Genomic DNA, 16,333 nt, shown 5'->3' on the forward strand with positions numbered 1-16,333 from the left:
CCGGGGCATGGGCGGCGGCGAGCGCCGCGCCTTCTCGGGGGCGACTTCCCGCCCTGGCGACGCCCTCCGCGGGGGTGGCGGCGTCGCCCGGGTGTGATATCCACAGTCGTCGCACCCAACAGCCCCGAGTGGAGGGGAACCGCTCGTGAGCGCCGATCCGCGTACGCCTCTCCGACGAGGAGCCGCCACCCCGCCAGTGGAACGCGTCCGATGAGCGTGCGGCGCGTCGCGGACCGCTGGTGGACCGCCCTCGCCCTGTTCCTGTGCGGCACCGTCCTCACCTGGCTCCTGGCCTGGCTGTGGACGGGCGTCTCGGAGCTTGACGAACGCTGCGGCCACGGGCTGGTGGGACCGGGCGGGCCGTTCCGTATCGAGCGGAGCGGCTTCCCACCGAACCTAAGCTGCGTGTACGAGGACGGCACTACGATCTCCGCCGCCGACGGCCTGGGCTGGGCGGTGTGGGCCTGCGTGGCGGGCGTGGCGATCTGCGCCGTCGTCGCGTTCGCGCTGGAGTTCACGTGGCACCTGGCGGGCCCGGCACGCGCGGTGTCGGCCACGCGCCTGCGCACCCTCTCCTTCGTCTGCGCCGCCGCCCTCGCCGCGCACTACGCGGCGGTGGTGCTGGTCACGGGCCCGCCTGGCCGCGAACCGCTCTCCATCTGCTCGGCGTTCACCACGGGCGTCTACCGGCGGGCCGACGAGGTCCGCCGCGCCGTGTTCCCCCCGCAGACGACCTGCGTGTACCCGGACGGCGGTACGTACGACCTCGTGGCAGGCTGGGTGGGCGCCCTGGCCTGGCTGCTGCTCGCCGCGCTGGCGGCCTCGGTCACGGCGACGCTCCTGACCGCGCGGCGCCGCCGCCGCGCGGAGGCCGGCTGAGGGCGTCTCAGTCGAGGGCCTCGATCGCCCTGACGATCAGCGCACGGGCCTCGGCGCCGTACACGGCCATGCTGCGGAGGTTCTCGAACGCCTTGAGGTAGAGGGCGATCTCACTGGGCTGGGTGATGCGCACCCTCGCGGACAGCAGCTCCACCGAGACGAGACTGTCGTCGTACACGTGAAAAGTCTCCACAGGCCAGTGCCTGCGTCCTCGGGTCTTCATGGGAATGATCCCGAAGGATACGGACGGCAGGGCGCCTGCGGTCAGTAGATGACCCAGCTGCGCGGCCATCGCGTCCGCGTCGCCCAGCCGGTAGTACAGCGCGGCCTCTTCGACCAGCAGGACGCACCGGTGCCCGGGCTCGTGAATGATCTTCGATCGCTCGACGCGGGCGGCAGCGGCCTCGGGGCCGTCGTCGGGGATCTCCTGAAAGTCGGCGATGGTGCTCAACAGTGCCGCCGCATAGCCTTCCGTCTGGAGTAGCCCCGGCACGAGAGTCGCGGAGTAGACGCGGAACAACCGTGTGTCGCGGAAGAACTGTGTCTGGCTCTCCTGGAGCCGCTTCAGTCCGCTGCGCATCTGATGGCGCCACTCGCTGTACATCGACTCGGCGTTGAGGGACTGGGCTATCAGGTCGGGCACCTGGTCACCGACACCGCACGCCTCGCACCAGAGGCCGATGTCCTTCGCGGAGGGTGCGGTGCGGGCGTTCTCGATGCGGGAGGTCTTGGCGTGGTGCCAGCCGCACCGATCGGCCAGTTCGGCGACGGTCAGCCCAGCGGTCTTGCGGAGGTCACGCAGCCGCCGCGCGACGGCTTCGCGGGCGGCTTGCGCGGACGATGAGGGAGAAGCGGGCATGCAAGGAGTGTGTCAGGCCCCTGCTAGCGGATCTCGTACTGGTCGTGCGGGATGGCACGCTCCCACACGGCTTCGAACGCCTCGGCGCAGAGCTTCGCGGCAGCCGGGTCGTCACTGATCTCCGGACCTGCTGAAGCGCCCTCGCCGGTGAAGTGGTTCCACCAGATCCAGGCTCCGTCGAACAGCCAGAAGTCGTTCCCAGGAAGGGCGATGTCGGATGCCTGACGTCGAGGCAGCCACCGCACCAGTTCTCCGGCCGCGACGTTGGTGAAGGTACCCGAGTGCTCGAACTGGATGTACTCGCTCACGGGCTCGGAGACGATACGGGCGCGCCGCACGACAACGCCACGGGAAACCGTCTCGGAGATCAAGTCGTGCCACGGCCGCCACCAGGACGCCCGGTCGGCCGGATCGTGGCGGAATCCCGCCTTCCAGGCGGCGAACGGTCCCTTCTCGTAGTCCACGCCGTACGAGTCGCGCATCTCCAGGTGCACGGCAGAGTGCTTACAGCGCGCGATCAGCTTGTCGAAGTCAGGAACGCTCGACGACATCACATGCCTCCCTGATCATCTGCACCATCCTGGCCGGAATCCGGACCACTGATTCGTTCTCCGGGATGCCCTGGGCGTGCCCGGGAATCTCTGTGGCGGCGCACTCCGCCATGAGGGCGGGCCCCGGCTTCCATCCCTGGAAGACCAGCTCCCGATTCTCCTTGTCGACCCAGACAGTCGGGCTTTCATGCTGCCCGGTGTTGGGGTCGATCCCGATGAACTGTAACGACACGTCAGCTCCATTGGTCGGGCTGTGCAGTTCCGTGCAAGAGAATCTCGACAAGCGCCCGCCCCGTCAAGGGCGAGATGCAGCCACCAGCTGAGGCTGAGCCGCCTTATGCACACTTCTGCACAACGCTGGAGCGTCGGCATGCAGGCTCCGTAACGTCGAGTCGCCACTACCGAACGCACCCAACAGGGGACATTCCGTGATGACGATCAAGGTGTACCAAGTGCGCCCGGACGAGACGAAGCGCCGCCGCTGTCGGCTGCGGGTGACGCCGGGGTGACCACCGGGGACATGACGCGGCGCGGTGAACTGGCGCGGCACGCCGAGCGGTTCCCCGACCTGTCGCCGGAGTGCTGCCTGGACGAGTGCGCCCTGTGCCCCGGGCCCATCGACGTATGGCTGCCCGGCCGGCCGAGGCGCGTCGGGGATCGGCCGGTACTGACCGTGCCCTGTGCGCACGCCTGCCACCGGAAGGCCCGTACCTGACCGCCGTTCTCCCCGCCCCGGCCGCTCATTCCCTGGCGGACCGCGACCGGGGCAGGGCCGTGCACCACCCCTCCGAGGAAGGGACCGGCACATGACCCGTATCCACCCACAGCGCTGGGCTCGTGTCCAGGGCGACCCCGACAACACCGACATCGAGGACGGTGACGGAGGCGGCTCCAACCCGTCGTCCGGCTGCGGCGACAACTGCATCCCCTAGACCGACCGACGGCGGCCCTGTCCGGAACAGGTTCCGGACAGGGGCGCCCGCCTTCCGAGGAGTACACGTGCCCTCCATCGTGACCGGCACCAGCAGGGTCACCGTGGTGTCCCTGCTGCACACCTGGCCCGACCGCTACTGCCTGCTCGCGTACGCCGGTACGGGTCATTACGGCGACACGGCCGTCATCGGGCACATCCCCGAACCCGGGGTCGCCGAGGTCTCGCTCATGGACGTCGCCGCTCGCCACGAGCCCCAGCGGCTGTACGGGAATCCCGTGGGCCGCCCGGACTTCGCCGCCGCCTGCTGGCTCATCTGCACCGGCTGGAGCGGACGCGGCACCCCCGGGCCCGGCACCGTCGACATTCCCTCGGCGGCATGGACGCTCCAGGTGGAGAGGACCGTCGAACTGGGCCAGTCCATGTACGGGCACGAGCGGCTCCATGTCGGACGCCTCCGGTTCGATGACCCCGCGCTCTTGGCCTCGCGGCGGCCGGTCTCACCTGCGTGAGCTCCACGCCCGCCCACGCCGACGCGGTGCGGCCGTTCCGCGACCTCCGCGTCGCCGGGTGGTTCGGCGCCTACGAGGCCAGGGCAAGCAAGGGGGAAGTCCGCTTCGAGAAGGACTCGTACGTCGTCAGCGCACGGATCCACGTGGACTGCCAGGCCGCAGGCCAGTTCCACGCCTTCCTGCGGCACTACTCGCGCGAGCTGTACGGCGGCGCGAGCCCGTCGAAGGACACCAACGAAGTGACCTGCACGGACACGGCCACCGCTGCGGGCTGGGTGGCGGGACGCAATTTCCTGCACCCCCGGTACGGCAAGAGCGTGGTGATCCAACTGTGCGTCACCCACCGGCTCGGCACGGGATGCGGCGACAGGGTCGAAGTCATCGACCCCGCCTTCGACCCGGTCGGCGGCCGTGACGCCGGCCAGGCCCTGCCCGCTCGGGGCTGACCGGGCGACAGCCGCCGACGGGCCGCCCCGGGGCGGTGCCGCCGCGCCGACCGCCGTGGGACACCGCCTCGGGTGGTCGTGGGGTCGGTGCCGCTCCGGGCTCGCGTCCTCGGGTCGGCGGCCTCGGGTCCCGGTCATGCCGGACGTGCCGTAGCCGCCAACCCTGCGGGTCGACCCTGCGCGTCCCCGTTCCGCCGGGAAGGCGTCCGCACGCCGGTGGGGGCGGGCGGGAGAAAGGGGTTACGCGCTCCCGGTCGCGACGCAGATGCCCGTGAACGCGCGTCCGGTGTCCATGAGGTGGCCCATGTACGTACCGACCTCCTCCCGGTCCGCCCCGAGTCTCAGCGGGTCGAGACCGACGGTGACGCGTACGGCCCCCAGCGCGGCCGCGCGGGACAGCCACACGGGTCCGGGGGTGGGCACGTGGAGGAGGCAGGAGTCGTGGCCGTAGTCGAGGGCGATGACGTCACCCCGCCTGAGCAGGCGCCCGCGCCCGACCGGGACGCGGCGGGCGACAACGGGCGCGAGCCAGAGGCCGAGCGCCATGCCGCGCAGGCCGAGCGCGCTGTCCCGGGTCCGGCCCGTGACGAGCAGGCAGGGCAGGCTACCGGTACGTCTGTCGACCCAGGACGCGACACCGACGCCGACGAGGAACTCCGGCCCGGGTGGCGCCACCCGGGCGAGGGAGCGGTTCATACGGTCACCGCCTCGGCGTGCAGTTCCGCCCAGACGACCTTGCCGGGGCCACGGCGGTCGGAGACGCCCCACCGGTCCGCCAGGGCGTCGACGATCACGAGCCCCCGGCCCCCGGACAGGTCCGCGCGGGGCGGCACCCGTTCCGGCCGTACGCCGGAGGCGTCGTGCACCTCGATACGTACGCCGTGCGTCGCCAGGCGCAGAAACCGTGTCTCGATGTCCCGGCCCCGCACAGGGGCGTGCCGGACGGCGTTGGTCACGAGTTCGGACAGGACGAGTACAGCCGATTCCGCGATGGCGTTCAGATCCCAGTCGTCCAGTACGTCGGCGAGCAGCGCCCGCGCGTGCCCCACACACCGGGGGCCCCGGTGCCACCGCCGCACCACGGTGAGCCGGTTCATCAGCCCACCGCCCGCTCGTAGGCGGTGAGGTACGGGCGGACGAGCGGGCTCGGGGAGTCGAGCACGAGGTCGCCGAGGACGACCCGGCGCGGCGGGAGAGGGCAATATCCGCCGCGACGGTGACGGCCCCGGGGCTCGCGCCCGACGGTGGTCACGGCTCGGCAGAACAAGGCGAGAAGAGTGAAGGCGGCTGTCCGTTGGACGGCATGCCAGATACGGTGGGCCATGCTGACGCTCCACATAACGTTGGCCATGCCCCGGGGTGCTGGTGACACCGCCGGGGCACGCTTGTCTGCGCGCCGCGACAAGGCCGTCACAGCACGTAGCAATGACGCTACCGGTCCGGCCAATAGCTCATCAACATTGATGAGCTATAAACGTTGAATGGCATATGCCCACGGCGGTCGGCTCACACCAGGTCGTCGAACTCCCCCGCCTTGGCTCCGGCAAGGAACGCCCGCAGCTTCTGCGGACTCGTCGTCACTATCACGTCGGGTTCATCGCTCTCGCGGACGAGGATGTGCCCGTCCCGCGCAGCGAGTTCGATGCAGTTCCCCGCCGCGTCGGAGAACGACGACTTACGCCACTGAATGTCCACGTCCACTCCCTCACAGTTCCTGCAGTACTTCCCGGATGAAGTCCCGCGAGCGATCCGGGTCGAGGGAGCGATCCTGCATACGGGCCAGAAGCACGCGGTAGTTGACCAGGTCGGTCTCCGCGTACAGGAACGTCATCCCGTTGGAGACGTCGATCTGCACCGTGTCGAGCATGGCCACCGGCCCACAGGCGTAGAGCGTGGAGCCCGCCACGCTCGTGAAACCGCCGGCTTCGAACGGGATGACGCGGATCGTCACCTGCTCCCGGTCGGCCTGCTTCAGCATGTGGGCCAGCTGCGTCCGGATGACGGCCCGGCCACCGAAGTGCATACGGAGAGCGGCCTCGTGCACGAGGAAGGAGCACTCGGGCGCCTCCGGCCGGTCAAGGATCCCCTGACGTCTCACGCGGAAGGCGATCCGCTGCTCGATCTCCTCGTCCTTCAACGGAGGCAAAGCCTCCAGGAACGACGCGCGGGCGTAGTCGGGGTGCTGCAGAAGCCCCGGCAGATGCGTGATCTGAACGTGCCGCAACGCGGTGGCGTGGTGCTCCAGTTCCGCCAGGTCCAGCATCGCGGGAGCGACCGCGTCGCGGCACTCGTCCCACCAGTTGCCGCCCGGACGTTCCCGGGCCATGGCGGCGAGAGCGTCCACGTACGGGGCGTCGGAGCAGGCGTAGTTGGAAGCCCAGACGCGGACCCGGTCGGGGCTGACGCCGAAACGGGCCGACTCGGTGTTGCTGATCGTCGTCTTGTCCACGCCGTGAAGCGCGGCCGCTTCGGCCAACGGGAGCCCGGCCCGCTCGCGCATCCTGCGCAGTTCCACGCCGAGCCGCCGTTGCCGCTCGGTCGGCGGCTTCCTGGCTGCCATGCCGCCCCTCCGCTCGACTCCCTGCCTCCACGACCTTAGCGGTGATCCAGGTTACGGACCTCCGTCCCGAGGGAAGCAGGCACATGCAATCCACATGGCTCGGGGAGGATTCATGGAGCTCGCGTTCATCGGGATCGACCCCAACACCGGTGGCGAGGGCTCGCCAACGGTATGGGTGGACAACGAGACGGCCGACCTGGTCCTCCAGGGCGAGGAGGCCGACGCGTTACTGAAGGCCCGGCTGAGCGAGAAGGCATGGGTCGCTGGACACGCGGCGGGCATCCCCGCACATGAGACGATCATCCGCATCCCCGCTCGCATGGTGCCGATTCTGAGGGAGGCATGCGATGTCGCAGAGCGGCGTGCCGAGCTTCGCTGAGTTGCTGTCTTCCACGCGGTACAGCGCCGTGCATTTGGAGATGCGGGACAGCTACGGCGTGGGGGACGAGATCGAGGAGTTCGAGCAGTTCAAGCGCACGGGCTCGATCGATCTCGACCCTACCGCCCGTTGGTGGCCCGAGTGGCTGGGTATGGTGCGCAAGGCTGTAGGCAGGGGCGTTGTGATGCGCCGCGCCCGGATCGTCTCCGAGCCGGTGACGGACTACATCCGCTGGGAACACGCCGCCACCCCACTGAACATCGGTGCGGGCGAACTGGTCCGATGGCTGCCTCGCCGTCAGGCGTCGGACATCGCGTTGCCGGGAAACGACTTCTGGCTGTTCGACGACCGGGTGGTGCAGTTCAACATCTTCACGGGTGCAGGAGACTGGGCCGCTCCTGCCAAGCAACTGACCGAGGAACCGTCAGTCGTGAGTCTTTGCTCACGGGCCTTCGAGGCCGTCTGGGGACGGGCCGTAGACCACGAGAAGTTCACCGTCTGAACCGCCGCCGGATCCCATGCCCCCCTCCCCCTCGTCCAGCGTTCGGGCGGCACGTAAAGCCCTGGCTGTCCGCCTGTCCCACCTCCGCCAGGATGCCGGCCTCACAGGCAGGGAACTCTCCGCCAGGTGCGGCTGGCACCCGGCGAAGACGACACGTATTCAGAAGGGTGAAGTCACCCCCACCGACGCGGACATTCGCGCGTGGTGCGTGGCATGCGGCGCCGAGGACCAAGCCGAGGATCTGATCGCTACCTCCCGTGCGGTCTACTCCATGTATCTGGAGTGGCGCAGGCTGCACAAGAACGGTATGCGCAAGGTACAACTCGACTTCTACGCACTGCACGAGCAGACCGGCATGTGCCATGCGTACGTCTCCAACGTCGTTCCCGGCTTTCTGCAGACTCCCGCGTACGCCACAGCCCTGTTGAAGTCCATCACGGGCTTTCAGGGAACTCCGGACGACGTCACTGAGGCCGTATCCGCTCGTATCGCTCGCTCCCGCTTCCTCTACGAAGGCGAGCACCGCTTCGCCATCGTCATGGAGGAGTGCGTGCTACGGCACCGCATCGGCACCGTGGATGCGATGGCCGCACAGCTTCGGCATCTGCTCACGGTCATGCCTTTGCCTTCCGTCTCGCTCGGGGTCATCCCCTTCGGTGTGGAGCGCACCATCTGGCCGCTGGAGGCGTTCTACGTCTACGACGGCGAGCGCGGCCTCGTCGAGACCTTGACCGCCGAGATCAACGTGGTGCAGCCCGGCGAAATCGCCGACTATCGCCGGGCGTTCACCACGCTGTCCGACATGGCCGTCTACGGCGATCGTGCGCGGTCCCTCATCGATGCCGCCATCGGCTCCCTCGGGTGAATCTCCGCAATAACGCGCAACTTCGTTGAGACCTCCCGTGGCGCTTCCTACCGTCGAGGGGACCACCGGTGTGCGCATCCGGTCTTCCGTTCACAGCACCCTCGAGAGATTCGAGAGGAGCACGCCCATGGGCGTTTTCGCCGCAGCGGCCAAGTCCGCGACCGGCTACCTGGACGTGGCTGCCAACAGCCACGGCAAGGAGAAGGGGGAATTCGTCTACCGGGCACTGCGACGGACGCGGAGTGAAAGCCCGCACGTGGTGGAGGTCGGGCCTGGAGGGGGCGCGGCGGTACGGTTTCTGGCCTCGCGCCTCGCGGCGGACCCAGTGGACCGCGGAGATGTGACGGTGACGCTGATCGAGGCACCGGGCATCACATCGCGGTCTCTGACATCGGCGATCGAGGAGTTCAACAAGGTAGGGGTCTGCACCCTGAAGCGGGGGCTCGCGCAGGACATCGGCGATCTGCTCGGCGAGCCGGTCGACGTGATCAGTGCCTCCGCGCTGCTGCACGAGGTGTACTCATACGGTGGTGGGTACAGCGGACTTCACAGTGTGATGCAGACCCTGCCCGGCGTCATCAAACCAGGTGGGTTCTTCGTGTACCGCGACGTGTACGCGGTCCACGGCGCATCCCTCCACGAACGGGTGACGCAGACCTACGCGGCCCGGTCCTGGTTACAGTTCATCCGCGTATTCACCCCCCTGTACCTGAGCGAGGGTACCCACCCCTACCACCGCTCCAGCGACGACCCGGTGATCCGACAGGACGGCCGAACCATCGCGTTGAGCGAGGTGAACCCCAAGACGTGCGCCGTCATCACGGCCCCCGTGGGACTGTTCCGGGAGTTGCAACGCCGCTACATCACCTTCCGCGACTACGCGTGGAGGTCCGGTGTCCTCGGATTCCGGCCGGAGCTGGACGGGCTCCTGGCTGCCGACTGGATCGACGCGGGTTCCGGGCACAAGCGTGTCCACTACAGCCTGACCGAAGCTAACCGGCTCTCCCGTCAGCAGTCCGCGATGCTCACCGCCGTCAGCGAACCGTACGCGGATCACTACGTGGTCGACGGTGACATCTTCGACGAATGCACCGACGCCGCTCTGGTGGGCTTCCTGACCGCTGCCGAGGCCGGGGACTCCCAGTGCGCGTCGGTCTGGAAAGACTGGAGCACCCGGGAGGGCCGTGAGACGTATGCCTACCTCACAGTGGAGGAACTGCTGACGGAGTTCGTCATCTCGTCGGCCGAGGCCGGCGGCACGGTGATGATTCCGCGACTCGCCCACGACGTCACGACCGCGACGAGGAACTACTACAACCGCTATCTGCGGCATCGGTTGGCGAACCCGCTGACCGACTCGAAACAGCTCGTGCTCTTCAGCAATGTTCCGGCATCCGACGTTGACGCGATCATGGAGGCCATGACCACCGTACGGACTCGGTGCAGCAAGAAGAGCCTGGCGCGAATGCACTCAGCGATCATGCAAAGGACGTGACACGCGTGACCAATGCCCCTGTGGAGACCGAGCGCAAGAGGGACGCGGAAGACTGCGCCGGACTACTCCCCGGTCGGCTCTCAGCGCTCGGCTACCGGCGGTCAGGCAGCTACACCGAGACTGACGACTACTACGGCCGCCCCGACGTCGACTACCTCAGGACGGTCGAATGCCTGCGCGTCCGGGAGCGGGACGACTTCTGTGAGATCACCTACAAGCCGGCGACTACCGAGGCGGCTACGGATGGGATCGTGTCGAAGCGAGAGACGAACGTTCGGCTCGACGGTGCCGGGCAGGGAGAGGAGGCCCGCCGCCTGCTGGAGGCGATCGGCATGGTCTTTCTCGCGCGCGTCACCAAGCACCGCAGTGCCTACACTCACCCGGTCCTGGACGAAGTGACCGTCACCCTCGACACCGTCGAGGACGTGGGCGTCTTCGTGGAGACCGAGGTCAACACCAGCGGTCCAGCGGGCGCCGCCGAGGTCCTCACACGGGTGGAGGAGGAGCTCGGGCTCCACCACTGTCCCCCGGTGCTGCTGCCGTACCGCGACCTCGTGCTCGCCCGGCTCCACGCCTGACACTCCACAGGTGTCGGCCCCCGCCCGGGGACTTCCGGGTGGGGGCCGAGGGGCGTCGGGGGTTACCGGGTCACTTGGGGAGCCAGGCCTTCCATGTGGACTCGTTGGCCTTGACCCACTTCTCGGCCGCGGCCTCCGGGGACATCTTGTCGCCGGCGATCATCTGGGCCACCTCGTTCTGCTGCTCGGTGGACCAGTTGAAGTTCTTCAGGAACTCGGCCGCCTTGCCGCCGTCCTTGGCGAAGTCCGCGTTCAGGAACTTCTGCAGCGGGGTGTTCGGGTAGGCGCAGGCGACCGCCTTCGGGTCGGCGTCGCAGCCTTCCTTGTACTCGGGCAGCTTGACCTCGACCATCTCGACCTGGGCGTTCAGCCACTGCGGGGTCCACCAGTACGTCAGGAAGGGCGTCTTCGCCTTGGCGTACTTCTGGATCGCGGTGATCTGCGCGGCCTCGGAGCCCGCGTAGGTGGTCTTCAGGTCGAGCTTCAGGTTCTTGATGATCGCGTCGTCGTGGGTGACGTAGTCCGGGGAACCCTCCAGGAGTTCGCCCTTGTCGCCGCTCTCGGCGGTCCGGAAGTCCTTGGCGTACTTGTTGAGGTTCTTCCAGTCCGTGACGTCCGGGTGCGCGTCCGCGAAGTACTTCGGGACGAACCAGCCGATGTGCCCGGTGACGCCGAGGTCGCCGCCTCTGACGACGGTCTTCTTGGTCTCGACGTACTGCTTCTCCTCCTTGGGATGGCCCCAGTCCTCGAGTATCGCGTCGATGTCGCCCTTGGAGAGGGCGTCCCAGGCGAGGACCTCGCCCATCTGCTGGGTCTTCACCTTGTAGCCCAGTTCGTTCTTCAGGATGTGGGCGGCGACGGCCGTGTTGGCCTGGGCGCCGACCCAGGACGGGACGGTCAGCGTCACGGTGCCCCCGCTGCCGGCGGCCTGGCTCTTGCCGGTGTCGGCGGCGCCGCACGCGCTGAGGGTGAGGACGCCGAGGGCGCCGGCGACGGCCGTGGCGGTACGAATGCTGGTACGCATGGTGGTGCTCCTGTACGTGAGGGGGAGGGGTCAGTGCCGGGGCTTGCGGGACGTCGGCTGGGTGATCCGGTCGAGGACGAGTCCCAGGCAGACGATCGCCACGCCGGCGGTCATGCCGAGGCCCATCTCGCCCCGGGAGAGGCCCTTGACGACGTCGTAGCCGAGGGCTCCGCCGCCGACGAGTCCGCCGACCACGACCACCGCGAGGACCAGTACGACGCCCTGGTTGACGGCGAGCTGGAGCGCCGGGCGGGCGAGCGGCAGCTGGACCTGGCGGAGTTGCTGCCAGGCGGAGGAGCCGAGGGAGCGGGATGCCTCCAGCGCGGCCGGGTCGACCTCGCGCATGCCCTGGGTGGTGATGCGGACGACGGCGGGCAGCGCGTACACGACGGCCGCGATGATCGCCGAGGCGCGGGTGACGCCGAACAGGGCGACCACCGGGATGAGGTAGACGAACTGCGGCATCGTCTGCATGGCGTCGAGGACCGGCCGCAGCCAGCGTTCGAGCCGCCCCGCGCGGGCGCACAGGACACCGGCGAGCACCCCGAGGAAGAGGGTGACGACGAGCGCGGCGAGCACCTGGGACAGGGTGTCGAGGGACTTGCTCCAGACGCCGAGGACGCCGATCGCGGCCATCGCGGACGTGGCCGTCAGCGCGGTGATCCAGCTGCCGACGAGCCAGGCGAGCGCCGCGACGAGGAGCAGCAGCGCCCACCAGGGCAGCCACTGCAGGCCGTCACGGAGCGGGTTGAGGACCCAGAGGGTGAAGTTCTCCGACCAGACGTCTGTGCCGCCGAGTACGGGGACACCGGAGGACAGGTGCGCGGTGACCCAGTCCTGGGCCCTGTTCACGGAGGTGGAGAAGTCGACGGTCCAGTCGGCCGGCCACGTCTTGCCGAGGGCGAGTCCGGCCACGACGGCGGCCATGACTCCGGCCGTGACCAGGGCCCACGCGGACCGGCCGTGCAGGAGCCCGCCGCCGGACGTGCCGGCGCCGATCCGGTCGCCGGCCGCGGCGGTCGTACGGTCCAGCCAGACGGCGATCAGCACGATGGGGATACCGGCGGTGAGCGCCTTGCCGACGTCGACCGTGGAGAGCGCCGAGTAGACCTCCTCGCCGAGGCCGCCGGCCCCGACGAGCGCCGCGATGACGACCATCGACAGGGCCATCATGATCGTCTGGTTGAGGCCGAGGAGCATCTGCCGGCGGGCCAGCGGCAGCCGTGCGGTCCGCAGCCGCTGCCAGCCGCTCGCGCCGAGCGAGACGGACGCCTCCAGGACGGAGCGGTCGGCCCCGCGCAGGCCGAGCGCCGTGAGCCGGGCCATGGGCGGGGCCGCGTAGATCACCGTGCAGAACAGCGCTGCGGGCGTGCCCGTGCCGAAGACCAGCACGAACGGGAGGAGGTACGCGAAGGCGGGCAGCACCTGCATGGTGTCGAGCACCGGCCGCAGCGCGCGGTCCACCCGGTCGGAGAGTCCGGCGGCGAGACCGATCAGAGCGCCGAGCAGGGCGGCGACGGCCACGGCGACCACCATCAGCGCGATGGTGAGCAGGGTGGCGTCCCACATGCCGAGCAGCCCGCACACGGCGAAGGCGCCGAGGGCGATCGCGGCGACCCTGGCGCCGCGGCGGCCGAGCCCCGCCGCCCGCCAGGCGAACAGCACCCCGGCGGTGAGGACGCCCAGCCAGCCCATGGCGTCCAGGAAGCGGTAGACGCCGTCCACCGCGTCCGTGGCGGTGTTGGAGAGGTGGAGGAGGAAGTAGAGGAACAGGGGGTGCGAGTCGCGGTTGTCGATGACCCACTGGTTGGCGTCGTCCAGTGGAGCCGAGACGTCGACGGTCAGCGCGGCGGGCCAGCTTCCGGTGCCCCACAGGGCGGCGCCCAGCGGGACGAGCACCACCGCGGCGACGGCGAGCGGCAGGAGCCTGCGGCCGACGCGGTGCTGCAGCAGCCGCCGTACGGGATGGACGGGTTCCGTCTCCGGTCGCGCGGCGGGCTCGCGTACGGGGGCGGGGGGTACGGGGGAGGGGGTGACGGCCGCGGTCATGCCGCCGCCTTCCCGAGGGGGACACCGGCGACGACCGAGAGCAGGCTCCCGTGGTCGACGACGCCGACGCAGCGGCCGTTCTCGACGACCCGGACGGGGCCGCCGGTGCGGGCGGCGGCCTCGATGGCCTCGAAGACGGTCGCGTCGGGCGCGAGGGCGGGGCCGGAGTGGCCGTCGCCTTCGGCGTCGTGCGGCGGGCGCATCGCCGTCCGTACCGTCATGACCTGCTCGCGCGGCACATCACGGACGAAGTCCCGTACGTAGTCGTCGGCGGGGGCGCCGACGATCTCCTCGGCCGTGCCGAGCTGCACGATCCGGCCGTCCCGCATCAGCGCGATCCGGTCGCCGAGGCGGAGCGCCTCGTTCAGGTCGTGGGTGATGAACACCATCGTGCGGCCCTCCTCGCGGTGCAGCCGCACGACCTCGTCCTGCATGTCGCGGCGGATCAGCGGGTCGAGGGCGCTGAACGGTTCGTCGAACAGCAGCACTTCGGGGTCCACGGCGAGCGCCCTGGCGAGGCCGACGCGCTGCTGCTGGCCGCCGGAGAGCTGGCCGGGCCTGCGGTCCTCCAGGCCCTCAAGGCCGACCTTGGCGACGAGTTCGGCGGCCTTCGCCCGCCGCTCGGCACGCCCCATGCCCTGGATCTCCAGGCCGTAGGCGACGTTGTCGAGCACCGAGCGGTGCGGGAGCAGCCCGAAGTGCTGGAAGACCATGGCGGCGCGGTGGCGGCGCAGCTCGCGCAGCCGGGCGCGGTCCATGGAGAGCACGTCCTCGCCGTCGATCCGGACGGCCCCCGCGGTCGGCTCGATGAGCCGGGTGAGGCAGCGGACGAGGGTGGACTTGCCGGAGCCGGACAGGCCCATGACGACGAAGACCTCGCCCTTGCGCACGTCGAAGGAGACGTCGCGGACGGCGGCGGTGCAGCCGGTGCGCTCGCGGAGCTCGGCGGGGGGCAGCTCGGCGAGGGCGGAGCCGGGGACCTTGTCCGCGCGCGGGCCGAAGACCTTCCACAGCCCGTCGACGGAGAAGACGGGCGGGGTGCCGGTCTCCTGTGCGGACCCGGTGGCGGGGATCGTGGCGGCGGTGGAGGTGTGGTCGGGCGTGGTGGGGGTACTGGCGGGGTTGGTGTTCATCGGGTTCGTGCTCCCAGCAGGTCGGCGCACTTCTCGCCGACCATCAGGACGGCGATCATCGGGTTGACGGCCGTCATGGTCGGGAACACGGACGCGTCGGCGATCCGGATCCCGTCGAGGCCCCGTACGGTCAGGTCGGGGGCGACGACGGCCTGTTCGTCGTCGGAGGCGCCCATCCGGCAGGTGCCCGCCGGGTGGTAGACGGTGTGGGCGACCTTGCGGGCGTACTCGCTGAGTTCCTCGTCGCCGGTGACCTCGGGCCCCGGGCACACCTCACGCTTGAGCCAGCCGGCCAGGGGCTCGGAGCGGGCGATCTCGCGGGCGATCCGGATGCCGTCGACCAGCGTCCGGGCGTCGTAGTCGTCCTCGTCGGTGAAGTAGCGGAAGTCCAGCGCGGGCTTGACCGACGGGTCGGCGCTGGTCAGGTAGAGGCGGCCGCGGCTGCGCGGCTTGGGTATGTTCGGCGTCATCGACACGCCGTACGCGGGGCGCTGGTAGCCGAGGCGCTCGGGGTTGTCGGTGAAGGGTATCTGGTAGAAGTGGAACATCAGGTCCGGGCCCTTGGACTCGGGGTCACGGCGCACGAAGAGGCCCGCGTCGCTGTCCATGGCGGAGTTCTCGGGGATGGGCCCGTTCGTCTCCCAGACGATGACCGACTCCGGGTGGTCGAGGAGGTTCTCGCCGACGCCCGGCAGGTCGTGGACGACGGGAATGCCGAGCTCTTCGAGGTCCTTCCTGGGGCCGATGCCGGAGTGCAGCAGCAGCCGGGGCGTGTCCACGGCACCCGCGCAGACGAGGACTTCGCGGCGGGCGGTGACGAGCTGTTCGGTGCCGTCCTTGGCACGGACGTGGACGCCGGTCGCCGTCGTACCGTCCAGCTCCAGCTTGTACGCCCAGGTCTCCAGCATCAGGTGGAGGTTGGGGCGCTCGTCCATGACCGGGTGGAGGTACGCGACCGAGGCGGAGGAGCGCTTGTTGTCCTCCGGGTGGTAGGCGAGGTCGAAGAAGCCGACGCCCTCGTGGAACGGCTCCCGGTTGAAGCCCTCGACACCCGGGACGCCGAGCGCGGACCGCGCGGCGGCCACGAAGTCGCGGGCGATGGCGTTCCGGTCCTTCTCGTCCACGGGGACGATGTTGTTGAGGAGCTTGCCGAAGTAGGGGTCCATGGCGGCGGCGTCCCAGCCGTCGGCCCCGGCGTCGGCCCACTCGTCCCAGTCGGACGGCAGCGGCTTGAACGCGATGAGCGTGTTGTGCGAGGAGCAGCCGCCGAGCACGCGGGCGCGGCTGTGCCGGATGTGGGAGTTGCCGCGCGGCTGTTCGGTGGTGGGGTAGTCGTAGTCGAGTTCGCCGCCGAGGAGGCCCATCCAGCGGCGCAGGGTCAGGACGTCGGGGCGGTCGACGTCGGACGGGCCGCCCTCGATCACGGCGACGGTGACGCCGGGGTCGGCGGACAGCCGGTTCGCGATGACGGATCCGGCGGTGCCGCCGCCGACGACGACGTAGTCGTACGTGCCGCTGTCGTCGCCGGTGGTGGTCATACGGGTGTGGTCGCTGGTGGTGCTCATGGTGC

21 protein-coding genes are annotated in these 16,333 nt (G+C 69.7%); 10 read left to right on the plus strand and 11 right to left on the minus strand.

All coding sequences use genetic code 11. The annotated features are described in order from the left end of the window. The first annotated feature begins 210 nt into the window (after positions 1-210). Positions 211-879 (plus strand): hypothetical protein, encoded by a 669-nt coding sequence (locus ACGF5U_RS09865; protein WP_392712122.1) that lies wholly within the window; start codon positions 211-213, stop codon positions 877-879. 7 nt (positions 880-886) lie between these two features. On the opposite strand, the gene ACGF5U_RS09870 is transcribed toward ACGF5U_RS09865, so the two are convergent. The 3 genes from ACGF5U_RS09870 to ACGF5U_RS09880 are packed head-to-tail and all read right to left on the minus strand — an operon-like array spanning position 887 to position 2,521. Further along, entirely contained in the window at positions 887-1,738 is an 852-nt protein-coding gene (locus ACGF5U_RS09870; RefSeq protein ID WP_392712121.1) for a helix-turn-helix domain-containing protein, read from the minus strand. A 23-nt stretch (positions 1,739-1,761) separates the two neighbouring features. After that, positions 1,762-2,289 (minus strand): DUF6879 family protein, encoded by a 528-nt coding sequence (locus ACGF5U_RS09875; protein WP_392712119.1) that lies wholly within the window; start codon positions 2,287-2,289, stop codon positions 1,762-1,764. After that, a complete protein-coding gene (locus ACGF5U_RS09880) occupies positions 2,270-2,521 on the minus strand; it encodes a hypothetical protein (RefSeq protein ID WP_392712117.1) in 252 nt (83 codons plus the stop codon). Before ACGF5U_RS09880 ends, ACGF5U_RS09875 begins: the two co-directional genes overlap by 20 nt. Before the next feature lie 273 nt (positions 2,522-2,794). On the opposite strand from ACGF5U_RS09880, the gene ACGF5U_RS09885 reads away from it, so the two are divergent. The 4 genes from ACGF5U_RS09885 (at position 2,795) to ACGF5U_RS09900 (ending at position 4,178) form a co-directional block, all read left to right on the plus strand. Then, a complete protein-coding gene (locus ACGF5U_RS09885) occupies positions 2,795-3,004 on the plus strand; it encodes a hypothetical protein (protein ID WP_392712116.1) in 210 nt (69 codons plus the stop codon). Between the two features lie 91 nt (positions 3,005-3,095). Further along, a complete protein-coding gene (locus ACGF5U_RS09890; RefSeq protein ID WP_392712114.1) occupies positions 3,096-3,221 on the plus strand; it encodes a hypothetical protein in 126 nt (41 codons plus the stop codon). A gap of 67 nt (positions 3,222-3,288) precedes the next feature. Further along, complete coding sequence (locus ACGF5U_RS09895) at positions 3,289-3,732, plus strand: hypothetical protein (RefSeq protein ID WP_392712112.1); 444 nt, start codon at positions 3,289-3,291, stop codon at positions 3,730-3,732. Continuing rightward, positions 3,729-4,178, plus strand: a complete 450-nt coding sequence (locus tag ACGF5U_RS09900) for a hypothetical protein (protein WP_392712110.1) — start codon at positions 3,729-3,731, stop codon at positions 4,176-4,178. Before ACGF5U_RS09895 ends, ACGF5U_RS09900 begins: the two co-directional genes overlap by 4 nt. 240 nt (positions 4,179-4,418) lie before the next feature. On the opposite strand, the gene ACGF5U_RS09905 is transcribed toward ACGF5U_RS09900, so the two are convergent. The 4 genes from ACGF5U_RS09905 to ACGF5U_RS09920 form a co-directional block, all read right to left on the minus strand. Further along, positions 4,419-4,874: a hypothetical protein gene (locus ACGF5U_RS09905; RefSeq protein WP_392712108.1), complete on the minus strand. Its 456-nt coding sequence runs from the start codon at positions 4,872-4,874 to the stop codon at positions 4,419-4,421. Next, positions 4,871-5,275: an ATP-binding protein gene (locus ACGF5U_RS09910; RefSeq protein WP_392712106.1), complete on the minus strand. Its 405-nt coding sequence runs from the start codon at positions 5,273-5,275 to the stop codon at positions 4,871-4,873. Before ACGF5U_RS09910 ends, ACGF5U_RS09905 begins: the two co-directional genes overlap by 4 nt. A 409-nt stretch (positions 5,276-5,684) precedes the next feature. After that, positions 5,685-5,873 carry a DUF397 domain-containing protein gene (locus ACGF5U_RS09915; protein ID WP_392712103.1) on the minus strand — a complete coding sequence of 63 codons (189 nt, stop codon included), beginning with the start codon at positions 5,871-5,873 and terminating at the stop codon, positions 5,685-5,687. 10 nt (positions 5,874-5,883) lie between these two features. After that, positions 5,884-6,738: a helix-turn-helix domain-containing protein gene (locus ACGF5U_RS09920; protein WP_392712101.1), complete on the minus strand. Its 855-nt coding sequence runs from the start codon at positions 6,736-6,738 to the stop codon at positions 5,884-5,886. 112 nt (positions 6,739-6,850) lie between these two features. Between ACGF5U_RS09920 and ACGF5U_RS09925 the strand changes: the two genes are divergently transcribed. The 5 genes from ACGF5U_RS09925 (at position 6,851) to ACGF5U_RS09945 (ending at position 10,557) form a co-directional block, all read left to right on the plus strand. Further along, on the plus strand, positions 6,851-7,117 hold the full coding sequence (locus ACGF5U_RS09925) for a hypothetical protein (RefSeq protein ID WP_392712100.1): 267 nt from the start codon (positions 6,851-6,853) through the stop codon (positions 7,115-7,117). After that, entirely contained in the window at positions 7,086-7,619 is a 534-nt protein-coding gene (locus tag ACGF5U_RS09930; protein WP_392712098.1) for a DUF6879 family protein, read from the plus strand. Before ACGF5U_RS09925 ends, ACGF5U_RS09930 begins: the two co-directional genes overlap by 32 nt. 16 nt (positions 7,620-7,635) lie before the next feature. Beyond that, positions 7,636-8,484 carry a helix-turn-helix domain-containing protein gene (locus ACGF5U_RS09935; protein ID WP_392712096.1) on the plus strand — a complete coding sequence of 283 codons (849 nt, stop codon included), beginning with the start codon at positions 7,636-7,638 and terminating at the stop codon, positions 8,482-8,484. A gap of 127 nt (positions 8,485-8,611) precedes the next feature. Next, on the plus strand, positions 8,612-9,979 hold the full coding sequence (locus tag ACGF5U_RS09940; RefSeq protein WP_392712094.1) for a hypothetical protein: 1,368 nt from the start codon (positions 8,612-8,614) through the stop codon (positions 9,977-9,979). 5 nt (positions 9,980-9,984) lie between these two features. Continuing rightward, positions 9,985-10,557, plus strand: a complete 573-nt coding sequence (locus tag ACGF5U_RS09945) for a class IV adenylate cyclase (RefSeq protein ID WP_392712092.1) — start codon at positions 9,985-9,987, stop codon at positions 10,555-10,557. Positions 10,558-10,627: 70 nt separating this feature from the next. Here the strand turns inward: ACGF5U_RS09945 and ACGF5U_RS09950 are convergent, their stop codons facing one another. From ACGF5U_RS09950 to ACGF5U_RS09965, 4 genes are read right to left on the minus strand one after another with little or no spacing between them, the layout of a single operon-like run. Beyond that, positions 10,628-11,581: a glycine betaine ABC transporter substrate-binding protein gene (locus ACGF5U_RS09950; protein WP_392712091.1), complete on the minus strand. Its 954-nt coding sequence runs from the start codon at positions 11,579-11,581 to the stop codon at positions 10,628-10,630. Positions 11,582-11,611: 30 nt separating this feature from the next. Beyond that, positions 11,612-13,630 carry an ABC transporter permease gene (locus ACGF5U_RS09955; protein ID WP_392712089.1) on the minus strand — a complete coding sequence of 673 codons (2,019 nt, stop codon included), beginning with the start codon at positions 13,628-13,630 and terminating at the stop codon, positions 11,612-11,614. Further along, positions 13,627-14,763, minus strand: coding sequence for a glycine betaine/L-proline ABC transporter ATP-binding protein (locus tag ACGF5U_RS09960; protein ID WP_392712087.1), 1,137 nt, complete (start codon positions 14,761-14,763; stop codon positions 13,627-13,629). Before ACGF5U_RS09960 ends, ACGF5U_RS09955 begins: the two co-directional genes overlap by 4 nt. Next, on the minus strand, positions 14,760-16,328 hold the full coding sequence (locus ACGF5U_RS09965) for a GMC family oxidoreductase (RefSeq protein ID WP_392712085.1): 1,569 nt from the start codon (positions 16,326-16,328) through the stop codon (positions 14,760-14,762). Before ACGF5U_RS09965 ends, ACGF5U_RS09960 begins: the two co-directional genes overlap by 4 nt. Between the last annotated feature and the right edge of the window lie 5 nt (positions 16,329-16,333).

Origin of the sequence: Streptomyces sp. NPDC047886 (genome assembly GCF_043204435.1) — a bacterium.
Classification (GTDB): domain Bacteria; phylum Actinomycetota; class Actinomycetes; order Streptomycetales; family Streptomycetaceae; genus Streptomyces.

Excerpts from the sequence above, each read along its gene's own strand:
- ACGF5U_RS09875 (WP_392712119.1), bottom strand. The coding sequence starts at position 2,289 with ATGTCGTCGAGCGTTCCTGACTTCGACAAGCTGATCGCGCGCTGTAAG.
- ACGF5U_RS09965 (WP_392712085.1), bottom strand. The coding sequence starts at position 16,328 with ATGAGCACCACCAGCGACCACACCCGTATGACCACCACCGGCGACGAC.
- ACGF5U_RS09865 (WP_392712122.1), top strand. The coding sequence starts at position 211 with ATGAGCGTGCGGCGCGTCGCGGACCGCTGGTGGACCGCCCTCGCCCTG.
- ACGF5U_RS09950 (WP_392712091.1), bottom strand. The coding sequence starts at position 11,581 with ATGCGTACCAGCATTCGTACCGCCACGGCCGTCGCCGGCGCCCTCGGC.
- ACGF5U_RS09925 (WP_392712100.1), top strand. The coding sequence starts at position 6,851 with ATGGAGCTCGCGTTCATCGGGATCGACCCCAACACCGGTGGCGAGGGC.
- ACGF5U_RS09910 (WP_392712106.1), bottom strand. The coding sequence starts at position 5,275 with ATGAACCGGCTCACCGTGGTGCGGCGGTGGCACCGGGGCCCCCGGTGT.
- ACGF5U_RS09935 (WP_392712096.1), top strand. The coding sequence starts at position 7,636 with ATGCCCCCCTCCCCCTCGTCCAGCGTTCGGGCGGCACGTAAAGCCCTG.
- ACGF5U_RS09920 (WP_392712101.1), bottom strand. The coding sequence starts at position 6,738 with ATGGCAGCCAGGAAGCCGCCGACCGAGCGGCAACGGCGGCTCGGCGTG.
- ACGF5U_RS09905 (WP_392712108.1), bottom strand. The coding sequence starts at position 4,874 with ATGAACCGCTCCCTCGCCCGGGTGGCGCCACCCGGGCCGGAGTTCCTC.
- ACGF5U_RS09955 (WP_392712089.1), bottom strand. The coding sequence starts at position 13,630 with ATGACCGCGGCCGTCACCCCCTCCCCCGTACCCCCCGCCCCCGTACGC.
- ACGF5U_RS09930 (WP_392712098.1), top strand. The coding sequence starts at position 7,086 with ATGTCGCAGAGCGGCGTGCCGAGCTTCGCTGAGTTGCTGTCTTCCACG.
- ACGF5U_RS09960 (WP_392712087.1), bottom strand. The coding sequence starts at position 14,763 with ATGAACACCAACCCCGCCAGTACCCCCACCACGCCCGACCACACCTCC.
- ACGF5U_RS09890 (WP_392712114.1), top strand. The coding sequence starts at position 3,096 with ATGACCCGTATCCACCCACAGCGCTGGGCTCGTGTCCAGGGCGACCCC.
- ACGF5U_RS09870 (WP_392712121.1), bottom strand. The coding sequence starts at position 1,738 with ATGCCCGCTTCTCCCTCATCGTCCGCGCAAGCCGCCCGCGAAGCCGTC.
- ACGF5U_RS09940 (WP_392712094.1), top strand. The coding sequence starts at position 8,612 with ATGGGCGTTTTCGCCGCAGCGGCCAAGTCCGCGACCGGCTACCTGGAC.